Annotated in this window: 18 protein-coding genes; 11 read left to right on the top strand and 7 right to left on the bottom strand. The window is 69.7% G+C overall.

The annotated features are described in order from the left end of the window. Both MFF01_RS09585 and MFF01_RS09580 read left to right on the top strand, forming a co-directional pair. A partial coding sequence (locus MFF01_RS09585) for a UdgX family uracil-DNA binding protein (protein WP_238224296.1) occupies positions 1-1,124 on the top strand: 1,124 nt, incomplete at its 5' end. 234 nt (positions 1,125-1,358) lie between these two features. Continuing rightward, entirely contained in the window at positions 1,359-2,021 is a 663-nt protein-coding gene (locus MFF01_RS09580) for a hypothetical protein (protein ID WP_238224294.1), read from the top strand. A 24-nt stretch (positions 2,022-2,045) separates the two neighbouring features. Here the strand turns inward: MFF01_RS09580 and MFF01_RS09575 are convergent, their stop codons facing one another. Further along, entirely contained in the window at positions 2,046-2,366 is a 321-nt protein-coding gene (locus MFF01_RS09575) for a hypothetical protein (protein ID WP_238224287.1), read from the bottom strand. Positions 2,367-2,494: 128 nt separating this feature from the next. On the opposite strand from MFF01_RS09575, the gene MFF01_RS09570 reads away from it, so the two are divergent. The 6 genes from MFF01_RS09570 to MFF01_RS09545 all read left to right on the top strand — a co-directional run bounded on the left by MFF01_RS09570 (position 2,495) and on the right by MFF01_RS09545 (position 6,658). Next, positions 2,495-2,713 carry a hypothetical protein gene (locus tag MFF01_RS09570; protein ID WP_238224286.1) on the top strand — a complete coding sequence of 73 codons (219 nt, stop codon included), beginning with the start codon at positions 2,495-2,497 and terminating at the stop codon, positions 2,711-2,713. 55 nt (positions 2,714-2,768) lie between these two features. Then, the gene (locus tag MFF01_RS09565; RefSeq protein ID WP_238224285.1) at positions 2,769-4,400 is read left to right on the top strand and encodes a DEAD/DEAH box helicase; all 1,632 of its coding nucleotides are present in this window, start codon (positions 2,769-2,771) and stop codon (positions 4,398-4,400) included. 69 nt (positions 4,401-4,469) lie between these two features. After that, the gene (locus MFF01_RS09560; RefSeq protein WP_238224284.1) at positions 4,470-4,877 is read left to right on the top strand and encodes a phage holin family protein; all 408 of its coding nucleotides are present in this window, start codon (positions 4,470-4,472) and stop codon (positions 4,875-4,877) included. Positions 4,878-4,969: 92 nt separating this feature from the next. Further along, entirely contained in the window at positions 4,970-5,857 is an 888-nt protein-coding gene (locus tag MFF01_RS09555; RefSeq protein WP_238224283.1) for an HpcH/HpaI aldolase/citrate lyase family protein, read from the top strand. Beyond that, complete coding sequence (dut, locus tag MFF01_RS09550) at positions 5,854-6,333, top strand: dUTP diphosphatase (protein ID WP_238224281.1); 480 nt, start codon at positions 5,854-5,856, stop codon at positions 6,331-6,333. Before MFF01_RS09555 ends, dut begins: the two co-directional genes overlap by 4 nt. A gap of 151 nt (positions 6,334-6,484) precedes the next feature. Continuing rightward, entirely contained in the window at positions 6,485-6,658 is a 174-nt protein-coding gene (locus tag MFF01_RS09545; RefSeq protein WP_238224280.1) for a hypothetical protein, read from the top strand. A gap of 24 nt (positions 6,659-6,682) precedes the next feature. Here MFF01_RS09545 and MFF01_RS09540 read toward each other — a convergent pair whose 3' ends face one another. The 3 genes from MFF01_RS09540 to MFF01_RS09530 form a co-directional block, all read right to left on the bottom strand. Next, positions 6,683-7,135 (bottom strand): hypothetical protein, encoded by a 453-nt coding sequence (locus MFF01_RS09540; protein WP_238224278.1) that lies wholly within the window; start codon positions 7,133-7,135, stop codon positions 6,683-6,685. 60 nt (positions 7,136-7,195) lie between these two features. Continuing rightward, complete coding sequence (locus MFF01_RS09535) at positions 7,196-7,537, bottom strand: hypothetical protein (RefSeq protein ID WP_238224276.1); 342 nt, start codon at positions 7,535-7,537, stop codon at positions 7,196-7,198. Between the two features lie 77 nt (positions 7,538-7,614). Then, positions 7,615-9,780 carry a TonB-dependent receptor gene (locus tag MFF01_RS09530; protein WP_238224274.1) on the bottom strand — a complete coding sequence of 722 codons (2,166 nt, stop codon included), beginning with the start codon at positions 9,778-9,780 and terminating at the stop codon, positions 7,615-7,617. Positions 9,781-10,401: 621 nt separating this feature from the next. Between MFF01_RS09530 and MFF01_RS09525 the strand changes: the two genes are divergently transcribed. After that, the gene (locus MFF01_RS09525; protein WP_238224272.1) at positions 10,402-10,659 is read left to right on the top strand and encodes a hypothetical protein; all 258 of its coding nucleotides are present in this window, start codon (positions 10,402-10,404) and stop codon (positions 10,657-10,659) included. A gap of 12 nt (positions 10,660-10,671) precedes the next feature. On the opposite strand, the gene MFF01_RS09520 is transcribed toward MFF01_RS09525, so the two are convergent. From MFF01_RS09520 to MFF01_RS09510, 3 genes are all read right to left on the bottom strand, one after another. Further along, positions 10,672-11,058, bottom strand: coding sequence for a response regulator (locus MFF01_RS09520; protein ID WP_238224270.1), 387 nt, complete (start codon positions 11,056-11,058; stop codon positions 10,672-10,674). Between the two features lie 224 nt (positions 11,059-11,282). Further along, positions 11,283-12,005 (bottom strand): sensor histidine kinase, encoded by a 723-nt coding sequence (locus MFF01_RS09515; RefSeq protein WP_238224268.1) that lies wholly within the window; start codon positions 12,003-12,005, stop codon positions 11,283-11,285. Between the two features lie 42 nt (positions 12,006-12,047). Continuing rightward, entirely contained in the window at positions 12,048-12,791 is a 744-nt protein-coding gene (locus MFF01_RS09510) for a Crp/Fnr family transcriptional regulator (protein ID WP_238224266.1), read from the bottom strand. A gap of 223 nt (positions 12,792-13,014) precedes the next feature. Here MFF01_RS09510 and MFF01_RS09505 point away from each other — a divergent pair, with 223 nt between their 5' ends. Then, positions 13,015-14,094 carry a catalase family protein gene (locus tag MFF01_RS09505; RefSeq protein WP_238224264.1) on the top strand — a complete coding sequence of 360 codons (1,080 nt, stop codon included), beginning with the start codon at positions 13,015-13,017 and terminating at the stop codon, positions 14,092-14,094. Next, on the top strand, positions 14,094-14,792 hold the full coding sequence (locus MFF01_RS09500) for a haloacid dehalogenase type II (RefSeq protein WP_238224261.1): 699 nt from the start codon (positions 14,094-14,096) through the stop codon (positions 14,790-14,792). Before MFF01_RS09505 ends, MFF01_RS09500 begins: the two co-directional genes overlap by 1 nt. The last annotated feature ends 55 nt before the right edge of the window (positions 14,793-14,847 follow it).

The raw sequence follows: 14,847 nt of genomic DNA, 5'->3' as shown, positions 1-14,847 counted from the left end.
GCGATCCCCTGGTCCACCGCCTGGAGCGGATGGCCTTGGCCATCGCCCGCGACCTGCACAAGATGCACGCCTTCCTGCGGTTCCGCCGGGTCGAGGGCGAGGGGCCCGAGCGCTTCGTCGCGTGGTTCGAGCCCGACCACCACATCCTGGCGGCGGCGGCGCCGTTCTTCGTCGGCCGCTTCCGCAGCCTGCACTGGACGATCCTCACCCCCGAGGCCTCGGCCCGGTGGGACACGGTCGACCTCAGCTTCGGCCCGCCGGGACGGCGCGAGGACGCCCCGGCGACCGACGGCTTCGAGGCGGGTTGGCGGGATTACTACGAGAGCACCTTCAATCCCGCCCGCACCAATCTTGCCGCCATGCGGGCGGAGATGCCGAAGAAGTACTGGCGCAACATGCCCGAGACCGCCGCGATTCCCGGCCTCGTCCGGGCGGCGGCTGCGCGCACGGAGACCATGATCGAGCGCGTGCCGCAGCCGGCGATCAAGCGCGATCCCGTCCGGGCCGTAGCCGCCATGGCCGATCAGGCGCCGGAATCGTTGGAGGCCCTGAACGCCATCATCCGGCGCTCCGAACCCCTGGTACCGGGGGCGACGCAGGCGGTGCTGGGGGAAGGGCCGCTGGGAGCGCCCATCGCCTTCGTGGGTGAGCAGCCCGGCGATCAGGAGGATCGTCAGGGCCGGCCCTTCGTCGGCCCTGCGGGCCAGCTCCTGTCCCGGGCCATGGCGGAAGCCGGGATCGTGCGCGGGGAGGCTTACCTCACCAATGCGGTCAAGCACTTCAAGTTCGAGCAGCGTGGCAAGCGCCGCATCCACCAGAATCCCACCGCCGGCGAGGTGAGCCATTACCGCTGGTGGTTGGAACGCGAACTCGACTTCGTCGCCCCCCGCCTCGTGGTGGCCTTGGGCGCCACCGCCGTCCTGGCCCTCGCCGGCCGGGCGATTCCGGTGACGCGGGCGCGCGGTCCGGCCGATTTCGGCAAGGGCTATTCCGGGTTCATCACCGTGCACCCCTCCTACCTCCTGCGCCTGCCCGATGGGGCGAAGGACGAAGCCTATGCGGCCTTCGTCGCAGACCTGCGGCGGGTGGGCGAGGTGGCGCGGGAGCTGGCGGGCGGGCCTTAGCGTACCCCGCGAGACGCCCGGTCATCGCCGGTTTTGCCCGTGGGAACGGCGACGTAGCGGACGGTCTGCGAGAGACCGCTGATCCGAGGCGCACAGGATGCGATCACCCGTGGCGGACGAGAACGAGAGTTACAATCCTGGCTTGTACTCGCACGATGACGCAGGGGCCGCGTTCCGCGCCGACCTTGCCGTCTCTAGGATCGCAAGCCCGGCACCAAATCGTTGCGAGACCCCGTGATCTTTTCTCGCTTGCGCCACCATCTGCTCTTCGGCAGCGGCCTCGTCACCCTGTTGTATCTCTGCCTCGTGGCCATCGCGATGCCGTCCCGCGAGGGTCCGCAGATCGTCCTGCCGCAGGAGGCGAGCCTGCTCGTCCTCGTCGGAGCGGTTCTGCTGGTGCTCGCGCAGTTCACCGCCTCGGTGGATCGGACGGGATGGAGACGCCTCCTGCCCCTCCTCACTCTCGTGCCGATGAGTCTTGGCCTCCTCATGGGCCTCGGGCTCACGGAAACGCAGCTCGTCCGTCACGAGGTCGATCGCCTCACTCTCCCCGACGGTCGCTTGGTGATGCTGACCCTCGAACCCGGAACGACCGACACGATTTTCGCCGTCTGGTCGGAGGAAGGGTGGCGCTGGCGTCCGCTGTTCGAGGGCGTGACGCAGGTCAGCTATTCGGAGGACGGTTCGTTCACCGAGAACCCCGCCCTCGTCGTTTCGCGGGACGGGCAGCACCTCCTCATCCGTCGCGGCGGACTCTGGACGGATTGCTGGCGCATCGGCGTCGCGTCGAGCCCCTGCCTGCCGGATGCGCTCCGTACCCCCGTGACGCGCAGCGAATGGTTCGATCGCTCCGACCGGATCGCCGCCTTCGTCGGGATGGACCCCGCCCGACGGTGATGGCCGCGCGGGCGGGGTTTCCCCTCAGCGCCGACGTGTCAGCCCGTAGAGGGCAAAGCCCGCGAGCGCCGCGAGGCCGAGGGCCAGCCCCCGGTTGCCGTTCACTGCTGCGGTGACGGACTCGCCCGTGCGGCGCAGGTCGTCGGCGAGTGGCGAGCCCGTGAGGATGCGCTCGGCCCGGGTCTTGTTCTCGGGGCGGGTGTTGATGGCGACGGAGAAGGCGTCGTCGTGGCGGATGATGTCGATGCTGTTGCGAGCGAACCCCGCCCGCGCGAGGCGGTCGCGGGCCGCACGGGCGAGCCGCAGGGAGGGGAAGGGAACCGAGGCCACGACGCTGTCCGACATGCATTCATTCTCCGTAGGGTCGAGCCAAACACAGCGGTGTGATCGAGGGTTCCCCCCGCAGGCTCTTAAGGCCTCCGCAACCCTGCGGGCTTAGGCCCGGTTCCCGGCCCTGCCGGCCCTGACAGGAGATGCCCGCCTTGCGCGATCCCTTCGTTCCCGACGCGCTGGCCGAGCGCCTGCGGGCCAAGCGGCGCAACACCCGGCCGGTGGAGGCCCTCACCTGCGAACCGGCGAAACCCGTCTTCGCCGAGCTCCTCGACGGACGCGGCCACGGAACGGGTCAGTACGTGCGCCTGTCGCAGGGCATGGTCGAGCGCATCACCCGGGTGGTGCGCGGCGGCGAATAGGCGGCCTGCTCCGCCCGGCGTTCCGCCCCGCGAAAATCCGCCGTAGAGACCGGCGATGGAGCTCAGACCCTACCAGCGTGCCAGCCTCGACGCCCTCTACGCCTCCTGGCGCGACGAGACCGGCGACGGCCTCATCGTCCTGCCCACGGGTGCCGGCAAGGCCTTCGTCATCGCGGCCCTGGTTCGGGAGACGATTTTTCGCGATTCCACCGCCCGGATCGCCATCGTCACTCACACCCGGGAGCTCATCGCCCAGAACCACGCCGAACTCCGCGCCACCTGGCCCGAGGCACCGGCCGGCATCTACTCGGCCGGGCTCGGCCGGCGCGAGACGGGAACGCAGGTGCTGTTCTGCGGCATCCAATCGGTGTGGAACCGGATCGAGGCCATCGGTGCCTTCGACCTCGTGGTGGTGGACGAGGCCCACCTCATCCCCCGCGCCGCGGAAACCCGCTACGGCCGCTTCCTCGCCGCCCTGCGGGCAGCCCGACCCGACCTGCGGGTCGTCGGCCTCACGGCGACCCCCTACCGCCTCGACAGCGGCCGCCTCGACGAGGGCGCGGGCCGCCTGTTCGAACGCATCGTCTACGAGGCCAATGTCGGCGACCTCATCCACCAGGGCTACCTCGCCCCCCTGATCTGCAAGGCCACCGCCACGGCCCTCGACGTTTCCGGGGTGGGCAAGCGCGGCGGCGACTACATCCCGAGCGCCCTGGAGGCGGCGGTGAACCAGGACTGGATCACCCGCGCCGCCGTGGAGGAGATGGCCGGCTACGGCCGCGACCGCCGGGCCTGGCTCGCCTTCTGTGCCGGGCTCGCCCATGCGGAGGCCGTGCGCGATGCCGTGCGGGGGCAGGGGGTCTCCTGCGAGATGGTCACGGGCGAGACGGGCAAGCGCGAGCGCGACCGTATCGTGCGCGACTTTCGCGCCGGACGGGTGCGCTGCCTCACCTCCGTGGGCGTGCTGTCGACGGGGTTCAACGTGCCGCGCGTCGATCTCATCGCGCTCCTGCGCCCGACCCAGAGCACGGGGCTCTACGTCCAGCAGGTCGGACGCGCCCTGCGCACGGCGCCGGGCAAGACCGACGCGCTCATTCTCGATTACGCCGGGCTGGTGCGGATGCACGGTCCCGTCGACATCGTCACCGCCCGCAGCGCCGCCCTCGTCAAGGGCCGCGAGGGCGAGATCCGCGCCAAGCCCTGCCCCGGCTGCGGCGCGCTCATTGCCCTCAATGCCAGCACCTGCGAGGCCTGCTGGGTCGAGCCCGAGGACGAGGCCGACGACGGGCCGAGTCACGAGGCGGCGGCCGACGACGAGCACCCGATCCTGTCGCGGGCCGTGCCGGTCTGGCGCGACGTCCGGGACTGGCAGCTCGCGCGCCACGCGCCGTCCGACAGTCTCGAAATCCTCTTCCGCCTCGGGGAGGGGTTCGTCCACCGGGTGCGGATCGACCTCGAACGGACGGGTTACCCCCGCGAGAAGGCGGTGCAGTGGTGGCGCCAGCTCGGCGGCGGGCGCGACGTGCCCATGAGCGTCGCGGAGGCCCTCGACCGGGCCGACGACCTCACCCGTCCGGCGGCGATCCTCATCCGGGCCAACGGCCGCCTGTCCGAGAGCGTGAGCTACCGCTTTCCCGATGGGCGCACCTTCGTCGACACGCGGCGCCTCGACGGGGCGGGCCTGTGATGTCGGGAACACCGGCGCGCGGCCACGGTTGCATCGTTCGGCCCCTGCGGGGCGTCAGCGAGGACCACCATGCGCGATCCATCGGCCAGAGGGCCTGATCAGAGAGGACTCGGCGCCCTGTTCGGGGACAGCGTGCGCCACGCCGCCGATCTCGTGGGCGGCGAGTTCGAACTCCTGCGCCGGGAGACCGACGGCAACATCCGGACGATCCTTCGCCTCGTCGCCACCTTCGGCACGGCCGTGCTCCTCGTGCTCGCCGCCCTGATGCTGTTCGTCGTCTTCCTCGTGAAGGGCATCGGCGCCCTGCTGGGTTCGGAGATCGCCGGGGCGGTCATCGTCGGCGGGCCGTTCGCCGGAATCGCCCTCGCCCTGATGGTGTTCGGCATGCGCCGCATGGCGCGCGACAACCTCGCGCCGCGCCGCTTCGAGCGACAGGTCGCCCGCGACGCCCGGATGGCGACCCGCCCCCGCGGCTGATCCTGAGCCGCGATGATCCCCGTCTTGAATCGCGGCGTCGGGAGCGGTACCGCTCCGGCCGACGCACCGATTCGCGCGACGGGATCACCGCCATGACCGAGATTCGCCCTCGCCGCAGCGTGCTCTCCATGCCGGGCTCGAATACCCGCGCCTTGGAGAAGGCCGCGTCCCTGCCCACCGACGTGGTGATGATCGACCTCGAGGATGCCGTAGCGCCCGAGGCGAAGGACGAGGCGCGCCGCGCCGTCGCCGAGGCCGTGGCGGAGCGTCGGTTCGGCCGCCGCGAGGTGGTGGTCCGGGTCAATCCCCTCGACACTCCGTGGGGCGAAGCGGACCTCGCCGCCATCGCCCCGGCCGGGGCCGACGCCATCCTGGTGCCGAAGGTCACCGGCTCCGATGCCCTCGTGGCCGTGGGCAGCCGCCTGCGCCGCCTCGGCGCACCCGAACGCACCCGCGTCTGGGCGATGATCGAGAGCCCGATGGCGCTTCTCCACATCACCGACATCGCGCAATCGGCCCGCGACGTCGACACCCGGCTCGCCTGCCTCATCGTCGGGCCCAACGACCTCGCCAAGGCCAGCCGGGTCCGCCTCGGCGTGCCGGGGCGCCCGGCCCTGATCCCGTGGCTGATGAACGTGATCGCCGCCGCCCGCGCCTACGAGATCGACTGCATCGACGGCATCTACAACGCGTTCCGCGACGAGGCCGGGTTCCTCGCCGAGTGCGAGCAGGGCCGCGATTGCGGGTTCGACGGCAAGATGCTCATCCATCCGGGCCAGATCGAGGCCGCCAACCGGGTGTTCGGGCCGACGCCGGAGGCGATCGCCGAGGCCCGCGCCATCATGGCGATCTTCGCCGACCCCGCGAACGCCCGGCGCGGCGTCGTCGATTTCAACGGGCGGATGATCGAGCGCCTGCACGCCGTGGAGGCCGCCCGCCTCGTGGCCCTGGCGGACGCGATTTCAGCGCTGGCCGCGTGAGCGGACCGACACCCGACCTCGCCGTCGACCTGCACCTCCTCGACCCTCGCCTCGCCGGTTGGGGCTTTCCCCGCTGGGGATCGGCCGGGGCCGCCGGCCTCGACCTCCATGCCTGCCTCGACGCCCCCCTGACCCTCGCGCCGCAGGGGCCCGCGGTGCTGATCCCGGCGGGTTTCGCCCTGGCGATCCGCGATCCCGCCTGGTGTGCCCTCGTCTACCCGCGCTCGGGGCTCGGCCACCGCGACGGCCTCGTGCTCGGCAACGGCGTCGGGGTGATCGACGCCGACTATACCGGACCGCTGATGATCTCGGCCTGGAACCGCAACCCCGCGGGGCCCGGCCTCGTGGTCGGGCCGGGCGACCGCATCGCCCAACTGGTCTTCACCCGCATCACCCGCCCGGCCTTCACCGTCGTCGACACCCTGGAGGCTTCGGAGCGCGGCGCCGGCGGGTTCGGCTCGACGGGCGTCCGGTAGGGTAGGGGCGCGCCTCACAGGCGTGCCTTCCTCGGGCCGGGTCGGATCGATCAACCGGATGCCTCTGTCACGCCTTTGCAAGAGGGCGGCGGACCCAATCGTCCAGAACGGTGTTCCTCTCCCGTAACATCCACTGGGCATGGAGACGGCCATGGCATTCGTATCGCAGACAGTGATGGAAGAGGGCCTCGCAGCCAAGCGGGCCGGCCTCTCGGACGAGGCGAACCCCTATCCGGCCGGCTCTCAGAACAGCGCCGACTGGCTCGAGGGCTACACGGCCGACGAGGCGGAGCAGAACGTCGACCGCGTGGGATCGGACGGCTGACGGACGAGGCGGGCCGCGGCCCTGTTACAGGCGCTGTTGGCCCGCCGGCAGGCCGCCGGATGGGGTGACGTCGATGCGGATCGTCGCCCGGCGGACCTCGCCATCGGCGGTCTCGACCTCGATCCTGACCTCGTCGGGGCCGCTGTAATTCGCGTTGGCCTGATAGACCACGACCTGTCCGGAGACCTTTTGGTCCGGACACCGGTTCTTCTTGCCCGTGGCGATGCTGGCCGTGGTGGCGATGACCCGGCCGTGCTGGGGCAGGCCGGGCACGCGTAGGGCCGGGGCCGCCCCCGGACTGCAATCCCGCTTCAGGGGATTGAGCACGGCGATCTGCACCGCCTTGCCGGGCGCGACGCTCACGGGGGATTTCACGGAGTCCGGGTTGTCGGCGCCCTGGGCCTGCGCGGCCGGCGCAGCGAAGAGGGCGGCGGCGAGGAACAGCCCCTGCGAGGATTTGGAGGTAAAGCCAGGCATTGGGACCTCAATGGGTGCGCGGGAGGGGCCCTCGATCGGGCCGGGGTCGGCGGACGGCCGTCAGCGGCGCAGCATCGCGATCCACGACGAGACCGGGTCGACCACGTAGGCTGCCATGGAGGCGGCCCATTCCCGGGCTTTCATCACCATGGTCCGGTCGCGGCCGCCGGCGGCCCGCTCGGCCATGAGGGCGGCGACGTAAGCGTCCTCCTGTTCCTTGCAGGCATCGAGGGCGTTGCGCTGGGCCCCCGCCTTGCCCTGGAACGCCGGCTGCTCGGCGAAGGTCTCGCGCACGCACGCCGTCCAGGCCCGCTCCAGGGCCGGCACGTCGGCACCGGCCATCGCCGCGCCGGGGAGCACGAAGAGCACCGGGATGAGGGCGAGGCGCGCGGGGATTCGCATGGCACCGATATCGCCGATTCGACCGACTCCTGACAAGATCGAACCGCCCTGGAGCGGCGTCCGGCCCGGATGTCGGTTCAGAAATCGACGGTGGCTGAGAGGAGGACGGTGCGGGGCGTGCCCTGGCTCAGGATGCCGCGCCCGGTGGAGGCCCAATAGTTGTTGCCCGTGACGTTCACGACGTTGGCCCTCAGGGTCAGGGGGCGGTCGTTCAGGGTGGTGGCGTAGCGCACCCCGAGGTCGAGGGTCGCCCAGTCGGGGATCTTCTGGGTGTTGGCGAGGTCGTAATACTGCGACGACGTGTAGATCACCCGGCCCGTCAGGCTCACGCCCGGCAGGAACGAGGGCGGGAGGTCGACTTCGCCGTAGAGGTTGAGCTGCACGTTCGGCACGCCGACGGCGACCTTGCCGACATTCGAGGCGAGCTGAGCGGCGACCTGCACCCCGTCGAGGAAACTGACGCCGCCGAGGAGGCGGACGCCCTGGATCGGTTCGCCGAACACGGTGAGCTCGACGCCGTCGTTGCGCTGGCGCCCGTCCACGGAGAACACGAGGGTGCTCGCGTTGAGGAAGCCGAAGGGCTGCTCGATGCGGAAGGCCGCGACGCCCACGCCCACGACCCCGAAATCGTATTTGGCGCCCACTTCGGTCTGGCGCGACACGGAGGCCGGGAAGGCGGCGCTCGCGTTGACGGCGTTGACCGGCGGGGCCGGGGAGGTCAGGCCCTCGATGTAGTTGGCGTAGAGCGACAGATGCTCCAAGGGCTTCACCACCAGGCCGATGCCCGGGGAGAAGGCACCGCTGTCGCTCGATCCGGTCCGGAATCCGGTGGTGGCGTTGTAGGAATTCACGTCGAGGCTCTGCCAGCGGCCGCCGAGGGTGAGAAGCACCCGGTCGTCGAAGGCCGACAGGGTATCGGCGATGGCGATGCTGCGGTTGATGCGGCTCGACGTGCGGGGCGTCGCGTTGGAGAGCCCGACGGTGGAGCGCGGGGCGACGTAGACCGGATCGTAGAGGTTCGACACGATGGTGGAGCCGACGGTCTGCGCCGGCGGTTGCGCGAGATCCTGCCAGAAGCCCACGGCGGCGAGGCCGAAACTGTGCCTGATCGGACCGGTGTCCACGGTGCCCCGCAGGCCCGCCTCGGCCGTCTGGTTGACGATGTGGAACGGCAGGTAGCTGATCGGGTCGCGGTAGTCGCCGCGCGCATTGAAGATGCTGAGCACGCCGCCGAAATATTCCTGGCGGAAGTTCGAGCGGCCATAGGCGCCGTACAGGGTCAGGTCCGGCGTCAGGTCGTACTCGATCCGGGTGGCCACCTGCTGGTTGGCGCTGTTGCGATACTCCCAGGGCTGGTGCTGGTTCAGGGTCAGGTCGGGCGCGCGCGGGATGCGCACGCCGGCCACGACGGACCGGTTGCGCAGGGGTGAGGTGAAGTCGAGTTCCTGGTAGCCGAGATCGAGGCTCGCCCGCAGGCGTTCGCCGCGATAGTCGAGGGCCAGCGACGCGACGCCGAGATGAAGGCTCTGGTTGTCGATCGGCGTGCGGCCGTTGTTGAAGGCACCGTTGAAGCGGACGCCCCATTCCTTGTTGTCGCCGAAGCGCCGGCTGAGATCGACCGCCTTGTAGATCTGCGCATCGGACGCGTAGCCGAGGGTGACGCGGTTGAGGGGCTCGTCGCCCGCGCGTTTCGGGATCAGGTTGATGATGCCGCCGATGTTGCCGAAGGGCGGCACGCCCGAGAGCAGGGTCGAGGGGCCGCGCAGGACCTCGACGCGCTCGATGGGCTCGATGGCCGGATTGAACGCGTCGGCGACGCCGAACAGGCCGTTGAATCCGATGTCCTGGGCGAAGACCGGAAAGCCCCGGATGAAGAAGCCGAGGATGCCTGAGAAGGCCGGCACGTTGGTGCGGATCGAGGGGTCGTTGTTGACCACGTCCTGCACGTTGCGGGCCTGCTGGTCGCGGATGAGCTTGTCCGTGTAGCTCGTCGAACTGAACGGCTGGTCGAAGACGTTGCGGTTGCCGAGGAAGCCGAGGCGGGAGCCCGACGCCACAGCGCCGCCCGCGTAGGGCGGCGGCGGCGGACCGACGACGGCGTTGGGGTTGGCGGTGCCGCGTCCCCCGTTGCCGCTGCCCTGAACCGAGAGTTCCTCGAGGCGGACGGCCTCCTGGGCATAAAGCCCCCCGGGGGCGGCCACGAGGGCGGCTGCGACGAGTCCCGCCGCCGAGCGGCGCTCCATGCGGCGACGATTCCACGAACGGCCTGCCTTCACAGGTGCTGACATCGGGACACTCCGGCGGCCACGCGATACATCGCCTTCCCGAGGAATGCGATCGGATGGCGAGCGCCCGCAAACACTGCCTTCGCGAACCTCATCGACCATAGTCGGGGGAGCTACAAGACGAATGCTGAATAAACACGCCCTTATGCAGGGTATCGTTGCGTCTATGATACAATTATAAGTTATAATAATTCTATTTTATCTTGCTTGAACTGGCCGCCGTCACGGTTCGTTGCGGTGAAAGATGGGAGACAATGGGGTATAGTCTTTCCGGTTGATTGACCGGGCAGCAGCGCATTCCAGCGGTATCCGCCATGGCGTTCGTGCCGAAACCACGCATCCGCGCGACGAAGCAGACGATCAAAAATCCCCGTGATCTGTCATCGTTCCACGGGCGGTATGAAGATGTTTGTGATTTGTTTGGCTTTAATATGCCTGTTCGTCTAAGTATCTTACGGGTTCGTGTTTGTTCGCCGAGGAAACTTCAAGATCCTTCTCGCCATCGCCCGGATCGGCACTTCCATGCCGAGCCGGATCGTGGCCGCGCCGAACCCGCTCCGCCGCCCGAGAGCCGGGCCCATGAAGCGTTCGACGAGAGGCAGCCTCGCCCTCGTCGCTCTGCAGGTTCCGGTCACGGCGCTGCCCCTGGCGCTGCCGCCGTTCCTCCGCCTCGCCGTCGAGCGGATGAGCACGAGGCCCGGTGCCTGGCCGGCCGCCCGGGCTGTCGCCATCCGCACGTCGCGTGCGGTCACCACCCTGGCCTCGACGCCGGTCTGGACCTCGCTCGCGACCCGGCGTGTCGCTGGCCGCCCCACCGAAGGGAACGACCGGATCTAATGGGGGGCACGCCTATTCGGTTTCGGCCGTATCGCGGCGTTCGAGGATCCGGATGAGCTGCGCCGGTTCGACGGGCTTTTCGTAGTGGCGGATGTGGGCGAAGCGCTGCGGAATTACGGTTCGGTCGTAACCCGTGGCGAACAGGAACGGGATGCCGCGCGCCTGCAGGGCATCCGCGACGGAAAAGACCATCTCCTCTTGCAGGTTGATGTCGAGGATCGCCGCATCGATGTCGGGCGTGGCCGCGATCAGGGCCAGGGCCGCCCGAACGCTGGGGACGGGGCCCAGCACCTGCGCACCGGCATCCTCGAATTGGCCCTGCATGGTCGTTGCGATGAAGTAATCGTCCTCGACCAAGAGAACGCGGTGGCCGACGATCGACTGCGTCGGGGTGTTCATGGCTGCGCTTCCTCGAAAGGTCCTGTGTCCGACGTCCGCGCGACGAAAAAATTCGTCGGCGCATCCTCGGTTCTCCCCCGCACCTCGGCGCCGATACGGAGCGACGCGGCCGGTGCCGTCGCGATTATACGATTCCGTTCTCCACAGCACGCCGCCCGGACCATGGCTCTTCTCGCCGTTGCGCCGCGCGTCCCGCCCGATCCCCTTGCGGCGGACGCGGCCCCTCAGGCCGCCCCATCGCCGTCTTCGAAGTCAGGAGTGATCTCGGCCGTCAGATGTCCGATCCGCTTCACGAGGGGGAGGCGGATCGTGCAGCACAGGCCCTCCGGCTCGTAGGCGAGGCGCGTGCGCGCGTCGAGTTCGTAGGCCAGGGTCCTCTCCAGAACCGTCGCGCCGAACCCAGACCGCGTCGGGGGCGTGATCGGCGCGCCCCCTGTTTCCGTCCACACCAGGGTGAGCATCGGCTCGGCACCTTCCGCCTGCGTCACCTCCCAGCTGACCGCGACCCGGCCATGGGCTCCGCCGAGTTCGCCGTGCTCGATGGCGTTGCTCGCGAGTTCGTACAGGGCCAGGGCGAAGATCTGGGCCGCCTTCGGACGCAGGAGCACGCGGGGCCCGGAAATCGTGGCCCGGTCGCCCTCGCGCACGAGGTGAAGCTGTAGGGCGTCCGAGATCATGGAATGTAGGTTGACCTCGCCCAGGGCATCGATGGCGGTGCGGGCGCGCATCAGGGCATCAAGGCGCCCGTCGAGGTGGGCGACGTAGGACGGGATATCCTCGGCCGTCTCGGCGGATTGATGCATCACCGCCCGCAGCATTGCCACGGTGTCGCGCAGTCCGTGCCGCAGGCCGTCATGCGCGCCGGCCTTGTCGAGGAGCCGGCGCAGGCGCGCGTTGTCGCTCTCCAGGGCGGCGATCCGCCCTGCCGTGTCGTCAGGCTGCGTCATCTCGTTTCCCCCTCGCGACAACACACGCAGAGCACAGCCGGTTCATTCGCGGACCAGGGCACCGAGATCGGCCTCGTCGACGGTGAAGTGGAGGTAGGCCGGGTCGAAATATGCCAGTCGCGCCAAGCCGTCGGGGTCGTGCAGCGTCAGCTGCCGACCCCGCAGCGTGATCAGGCCCGCCGCCCGCAGGTCCTGCAGCGTGCGGTTGATGTGCACACTGGTCTGGCCCAGGGCGTCGGCCAAATCGTTCTGAGTGATCGGGAACGAGCACGTGCTGTCCTTCGTCAGGCCGACGACGGCGAGCCGCGCGAACACCTCGCAGAACAGGTGGGCGAGGCGTTCGATCCCGGTGCGGCAGCCCAGACTCACGGTCCACTCGCGCTGGATCGAGGCGTTGGCCAGGGTCTCGCGATGGAAGGCCTCGTTGAGGTTGGGGCTGCGCGCGGTGAGGTCCTGCATCGCCGAGCCCCTCACATGCGCGAGGATGACGGGCGTCAGGGCGCAGACGGCATGGTCCATCCGGTCGTGGAGGAAGGGGTTCGAATCGTACGGATCGCCCGGCAGGATGAGCGAGACGATCTGGCGGCGACCATCGGCGAGCTGCTTGTACCGGCAGGCCCAGCCATCCAGGACGACGTTGACCGCGCGCGGATCCTCGCCCTCCACGACGATGTCGGTGCGCGCCGCGACCTGCCGCCTCGTGCCGAGGGCCTCGGCAAGCCAGAGTCGGTCGGCATCCGAAAGCGGGCCGTATCGCTGAAGTTTTCGCACAAGTGGATCGGGCATACGGCTTTCTCGGGGCAGGGCTCGCGAGTTTAACCGCAAACCCTCCCGTCTCTACTCATGTAGATTAAGAAAGCCGTGAGATTGGAAAAGCCATGGGACGTCTTGCCGCCTTCGGACCGGCACGACCGGCGGGAGGGCGACGTCGTGGGGCGATGCGGGAAGACCGGGTCGGAACGGGGACGCCGGGATCGGGTTAGCGCATCGACAATTCGGAGATTGCCGCATGCTCAACGAACCCGTTCGCTACAGCCCCGCCGTCGAGGACGTGCAACCCGAGGAGGCTCGGACGATCGAGGCCCTGTGCGAGACTTTCGATACGATCCTGGAGCGGACGGCGCAGGATTCCGGGCATGCCGTGCGCGCGGTCCACGCCAAGGCGCACGGCATCCTCGAAGGCACGATGGCGATCGCGCCCGGGCTCCCCCCGGAGCTGGCGCAGGGGCTGTTCGCCACTCCCGGCGAGCACCGGGTCTACATGCGCCTCTCCACGAATGCGGGCGACATCCTGCCCGACGCCGTCTCACTGCCGCGCGGCGTCGCCATCAAGGTGCTGGACGCGCCCGGCGAGCGTCTGGCCGGGGCAGAGGGTACGGCCCAGGACTTCATCATGGTCAACGGCCCCGTGTTCCAGGCTAAGACCGCCGAGGCGTTCCATTCCAGCCTCAAGCTGCTGGCCAAGACGACGGACCGGGCGGAATCCCTGAAGGTCGCGGCCTCCACCGTCCTTCGCGGCGTCAACAAGGCGCTGCAGGCTGTCGGCATCGAGAGCACCACCGTCGCAGCCCTCGGCGGGGCGCCGAACGTCGATCCCCTGGGCGAGACCTACTACAGCGTCACGCCGTTCCGGTACGGCGACCACATCGCCAAGTTCTCCCTCGCGCCCGTGGCCGCGTCGCTGACGGCCCTGACGGGCCGGGAGATCGACGCCTCCGGCCGCCCGGACGCGATCCGCGAGACGGTGCAGGCCGAGATGCGCGACCGCGAGGCCGTGTGGGCGTTCCGGGTCCAGCTCTGCCGCGACCTCGAACGGCAGCCCGTCGAGGACCCGACCGTCGCCTGGAACGAGGACGAGGCACCGTTCCAGACGGTGGCGACGATCACGGTCCGCCCGCAGGACAGCTGGGATGCGGACCGGGTCAAGGCGGTCGACGAAGGAATGCGCTTCGGGGTCTGGACCGGGCTCGCCGCGCACCGGCCGCTCGGCAACATCAACCGGGCGCGTAACGCGCCCTACCGGCATTCGGCCGAGTTCCGCCAGCGCTTCAACGGCTGCCCCATCCACGAGCCGGCGGGGAAGCGGTGATGAGCGGTCCCCGTCCGGGCGCCGTCCGGCCCAAAGCCGTCGCCTTCGACATCATCGGCACGGTGTTCAGCCTGGAACCCCTGCGCGCCGCCCTAGTCGGCCTCGGCCTGCCTGCCGCGTCGGCGGAGTTCCTCTACACCGCGACCCTGCGAGACACCTTCGCCCTCGCGGCGACGGACGGTTTCGCCCCCTTCCGTGCCGTCATGGCCGGGTGCCTCGACGAGGTGCTGGCTCGGGAAGGTGTCGCGGCGTCGGCGGCCGACAAGCAGGCGGCGCTCGGCCGGATGGCGAGCCTGCCGCCGCACGACGACGCCGGAGCGGCGTTCGCGGTCCTGGCCGAGGCCGGCATCCGGGTCTTCGCCCTCAGCAACGGCGCCGCGCAAACAACCCAGGGGTTGTTCGACGAGGCGGGTCTCGGCGAGCGGATCGAGCGCGTCCTCTCCGTCGAGCAGGTGGGGCTGTCGAAGCCGAGGCCGGAGGTGTACCGATTCGCGGCCGAAACCGCCGGGGTCGCGCCGGGCGAGATGGCCCTGGTGGCGACACACCCCTGGGACATCCACGGTGCCAAGGCGGCCGGCCTCGTCGGCGCCTACGTGGCGCGGGGGCTGCCGTTCTCGCCGGTGCTGCGGCCACCGGACGTCACCGGCGAAACCCTGCTGGAAGCCGCCGAGAAACTGGCGGCCCTTCCCGATACCTAAAGCATCGTCCCGAAAGGTGGCCTCCGGCTTTCGGGGAAAGACGATGCTCTAACCG

Source organism: Methylobacterium adhaesivum, assembly GCF_022179065.1.
GTDB lineage: Bacteria > Pseudomonadota > Alphaproteobacteria > Rhizobiales > Beijerinckiaceae > Methylobacterium > Methylobacterium adhaesivum.
This window is presented reverse-complemented; position numbering and strand designations above follow the sequence as displayed.

Coding starts and splice junctions, on each gene's coding strand:
- MFF01_RS09570 (WP_238224286.1), top strand. CDS start 2,495: ATGCCCGCCTTGCGCGATCCCTTCGTTCCCGACGCGCTGGCCGAGCGC.
- MFF01_RS09500 (WP_238224261.1), top strand. CDS start 14,094: ATGAGCGGTCCCCGTCCGGGCGCCGTCCGGCCCAAAGCCGTCGCCTTC.
- MFF01_RS09575 (WP_238224287.1), bottom strand. CDS start 2,366: ATGTCGGACAGCGTCGTGGCCTCGGTTCCCTTCCCCTCCCTGCGGCTC.
- MFF01_RS09540 (WP_238224278.1), bottom strand. CDS start 7,135: ATGCCTGGCTTTACCTCCAAATCCTCGCAGGGGCTGTTCCTCGCCGCC.
- MFF01_RS09505 (WP_238224264.1), top strand. CDS start 13,015: ATGCTCAACGAACCCGTTCGCTACAGCCCCGCCGTCGAGGACGTGCAA.
- MFF01_RS09555 (WP_238224283.1), top strand. CDS start 4,970: ATGACCGAGATTCGCCCTCGCCGCAGCGTGCTCTCCATGCCGGGCTCG.
- MFF01_RS09525 (WP_238224272.1), top strand. CDS start 10,402: ATGAAGCGTTCGACGAGAGGCAGCCTCGCCCTCGTCGCTCTGCAGGTT.
- MFF01_RS09530 (WP_238224274.1), bottom strand. CDS start 9,780: ATGGAGCGCCGCTCGGCGGCGGGACTCGTCGCAGCCGCCCTCGTGGCC.
- MFF01_RS09515 (WP_238224268.1), bottom strand. CDS start 12,005: ATGACGCAGCCTGACGACACGGCAGGGCGGATCGCCGCCCTGGAGAGC.
- MFF01_RS09545 (WP_238224280.1), top strand. CDS start 6,485: ATGGCATTCGTATCGCAGACAGTGATGGAAGAGGGCCTCGCAGCCAAG.
- MFF01_RS09535 (WP_238224276.1), bottom strand. CDS start 7,537: ATGCGAATCCCCGCGCGCCTCGCCCTCATCCCGGTGCTCTTCGTGCTC.
- MFF01_RS09565 (WP_238224285.1), top strand. CDS start 2,769: ATGGAGCTCAGACCCTACCAGCGTGCCAGCCTCGACGCCCTCTACGCC.
- MFF01_RS09520 (WP_238224270.1), bottom strand. CDS start 11,058: ATGAACACCCCGACGCAGTCGATCGTCGGCCACCGCGTTCTCTTGGTC.
- MFF01_RS09510 (WP_238224266.1), bottom strand. CDS start 12,791: ATGCCCGATCCACTTGTGCGAAAACTTCAGCGATACGGCCCGCTTTCG.
- MFF01_RS09560 (WP_238224284.1), top strand. CDS start 4,470: ATGCGCGATCCATCGGCCAGAGGGCCTGATCAGAGAGGACTCGGCGCC.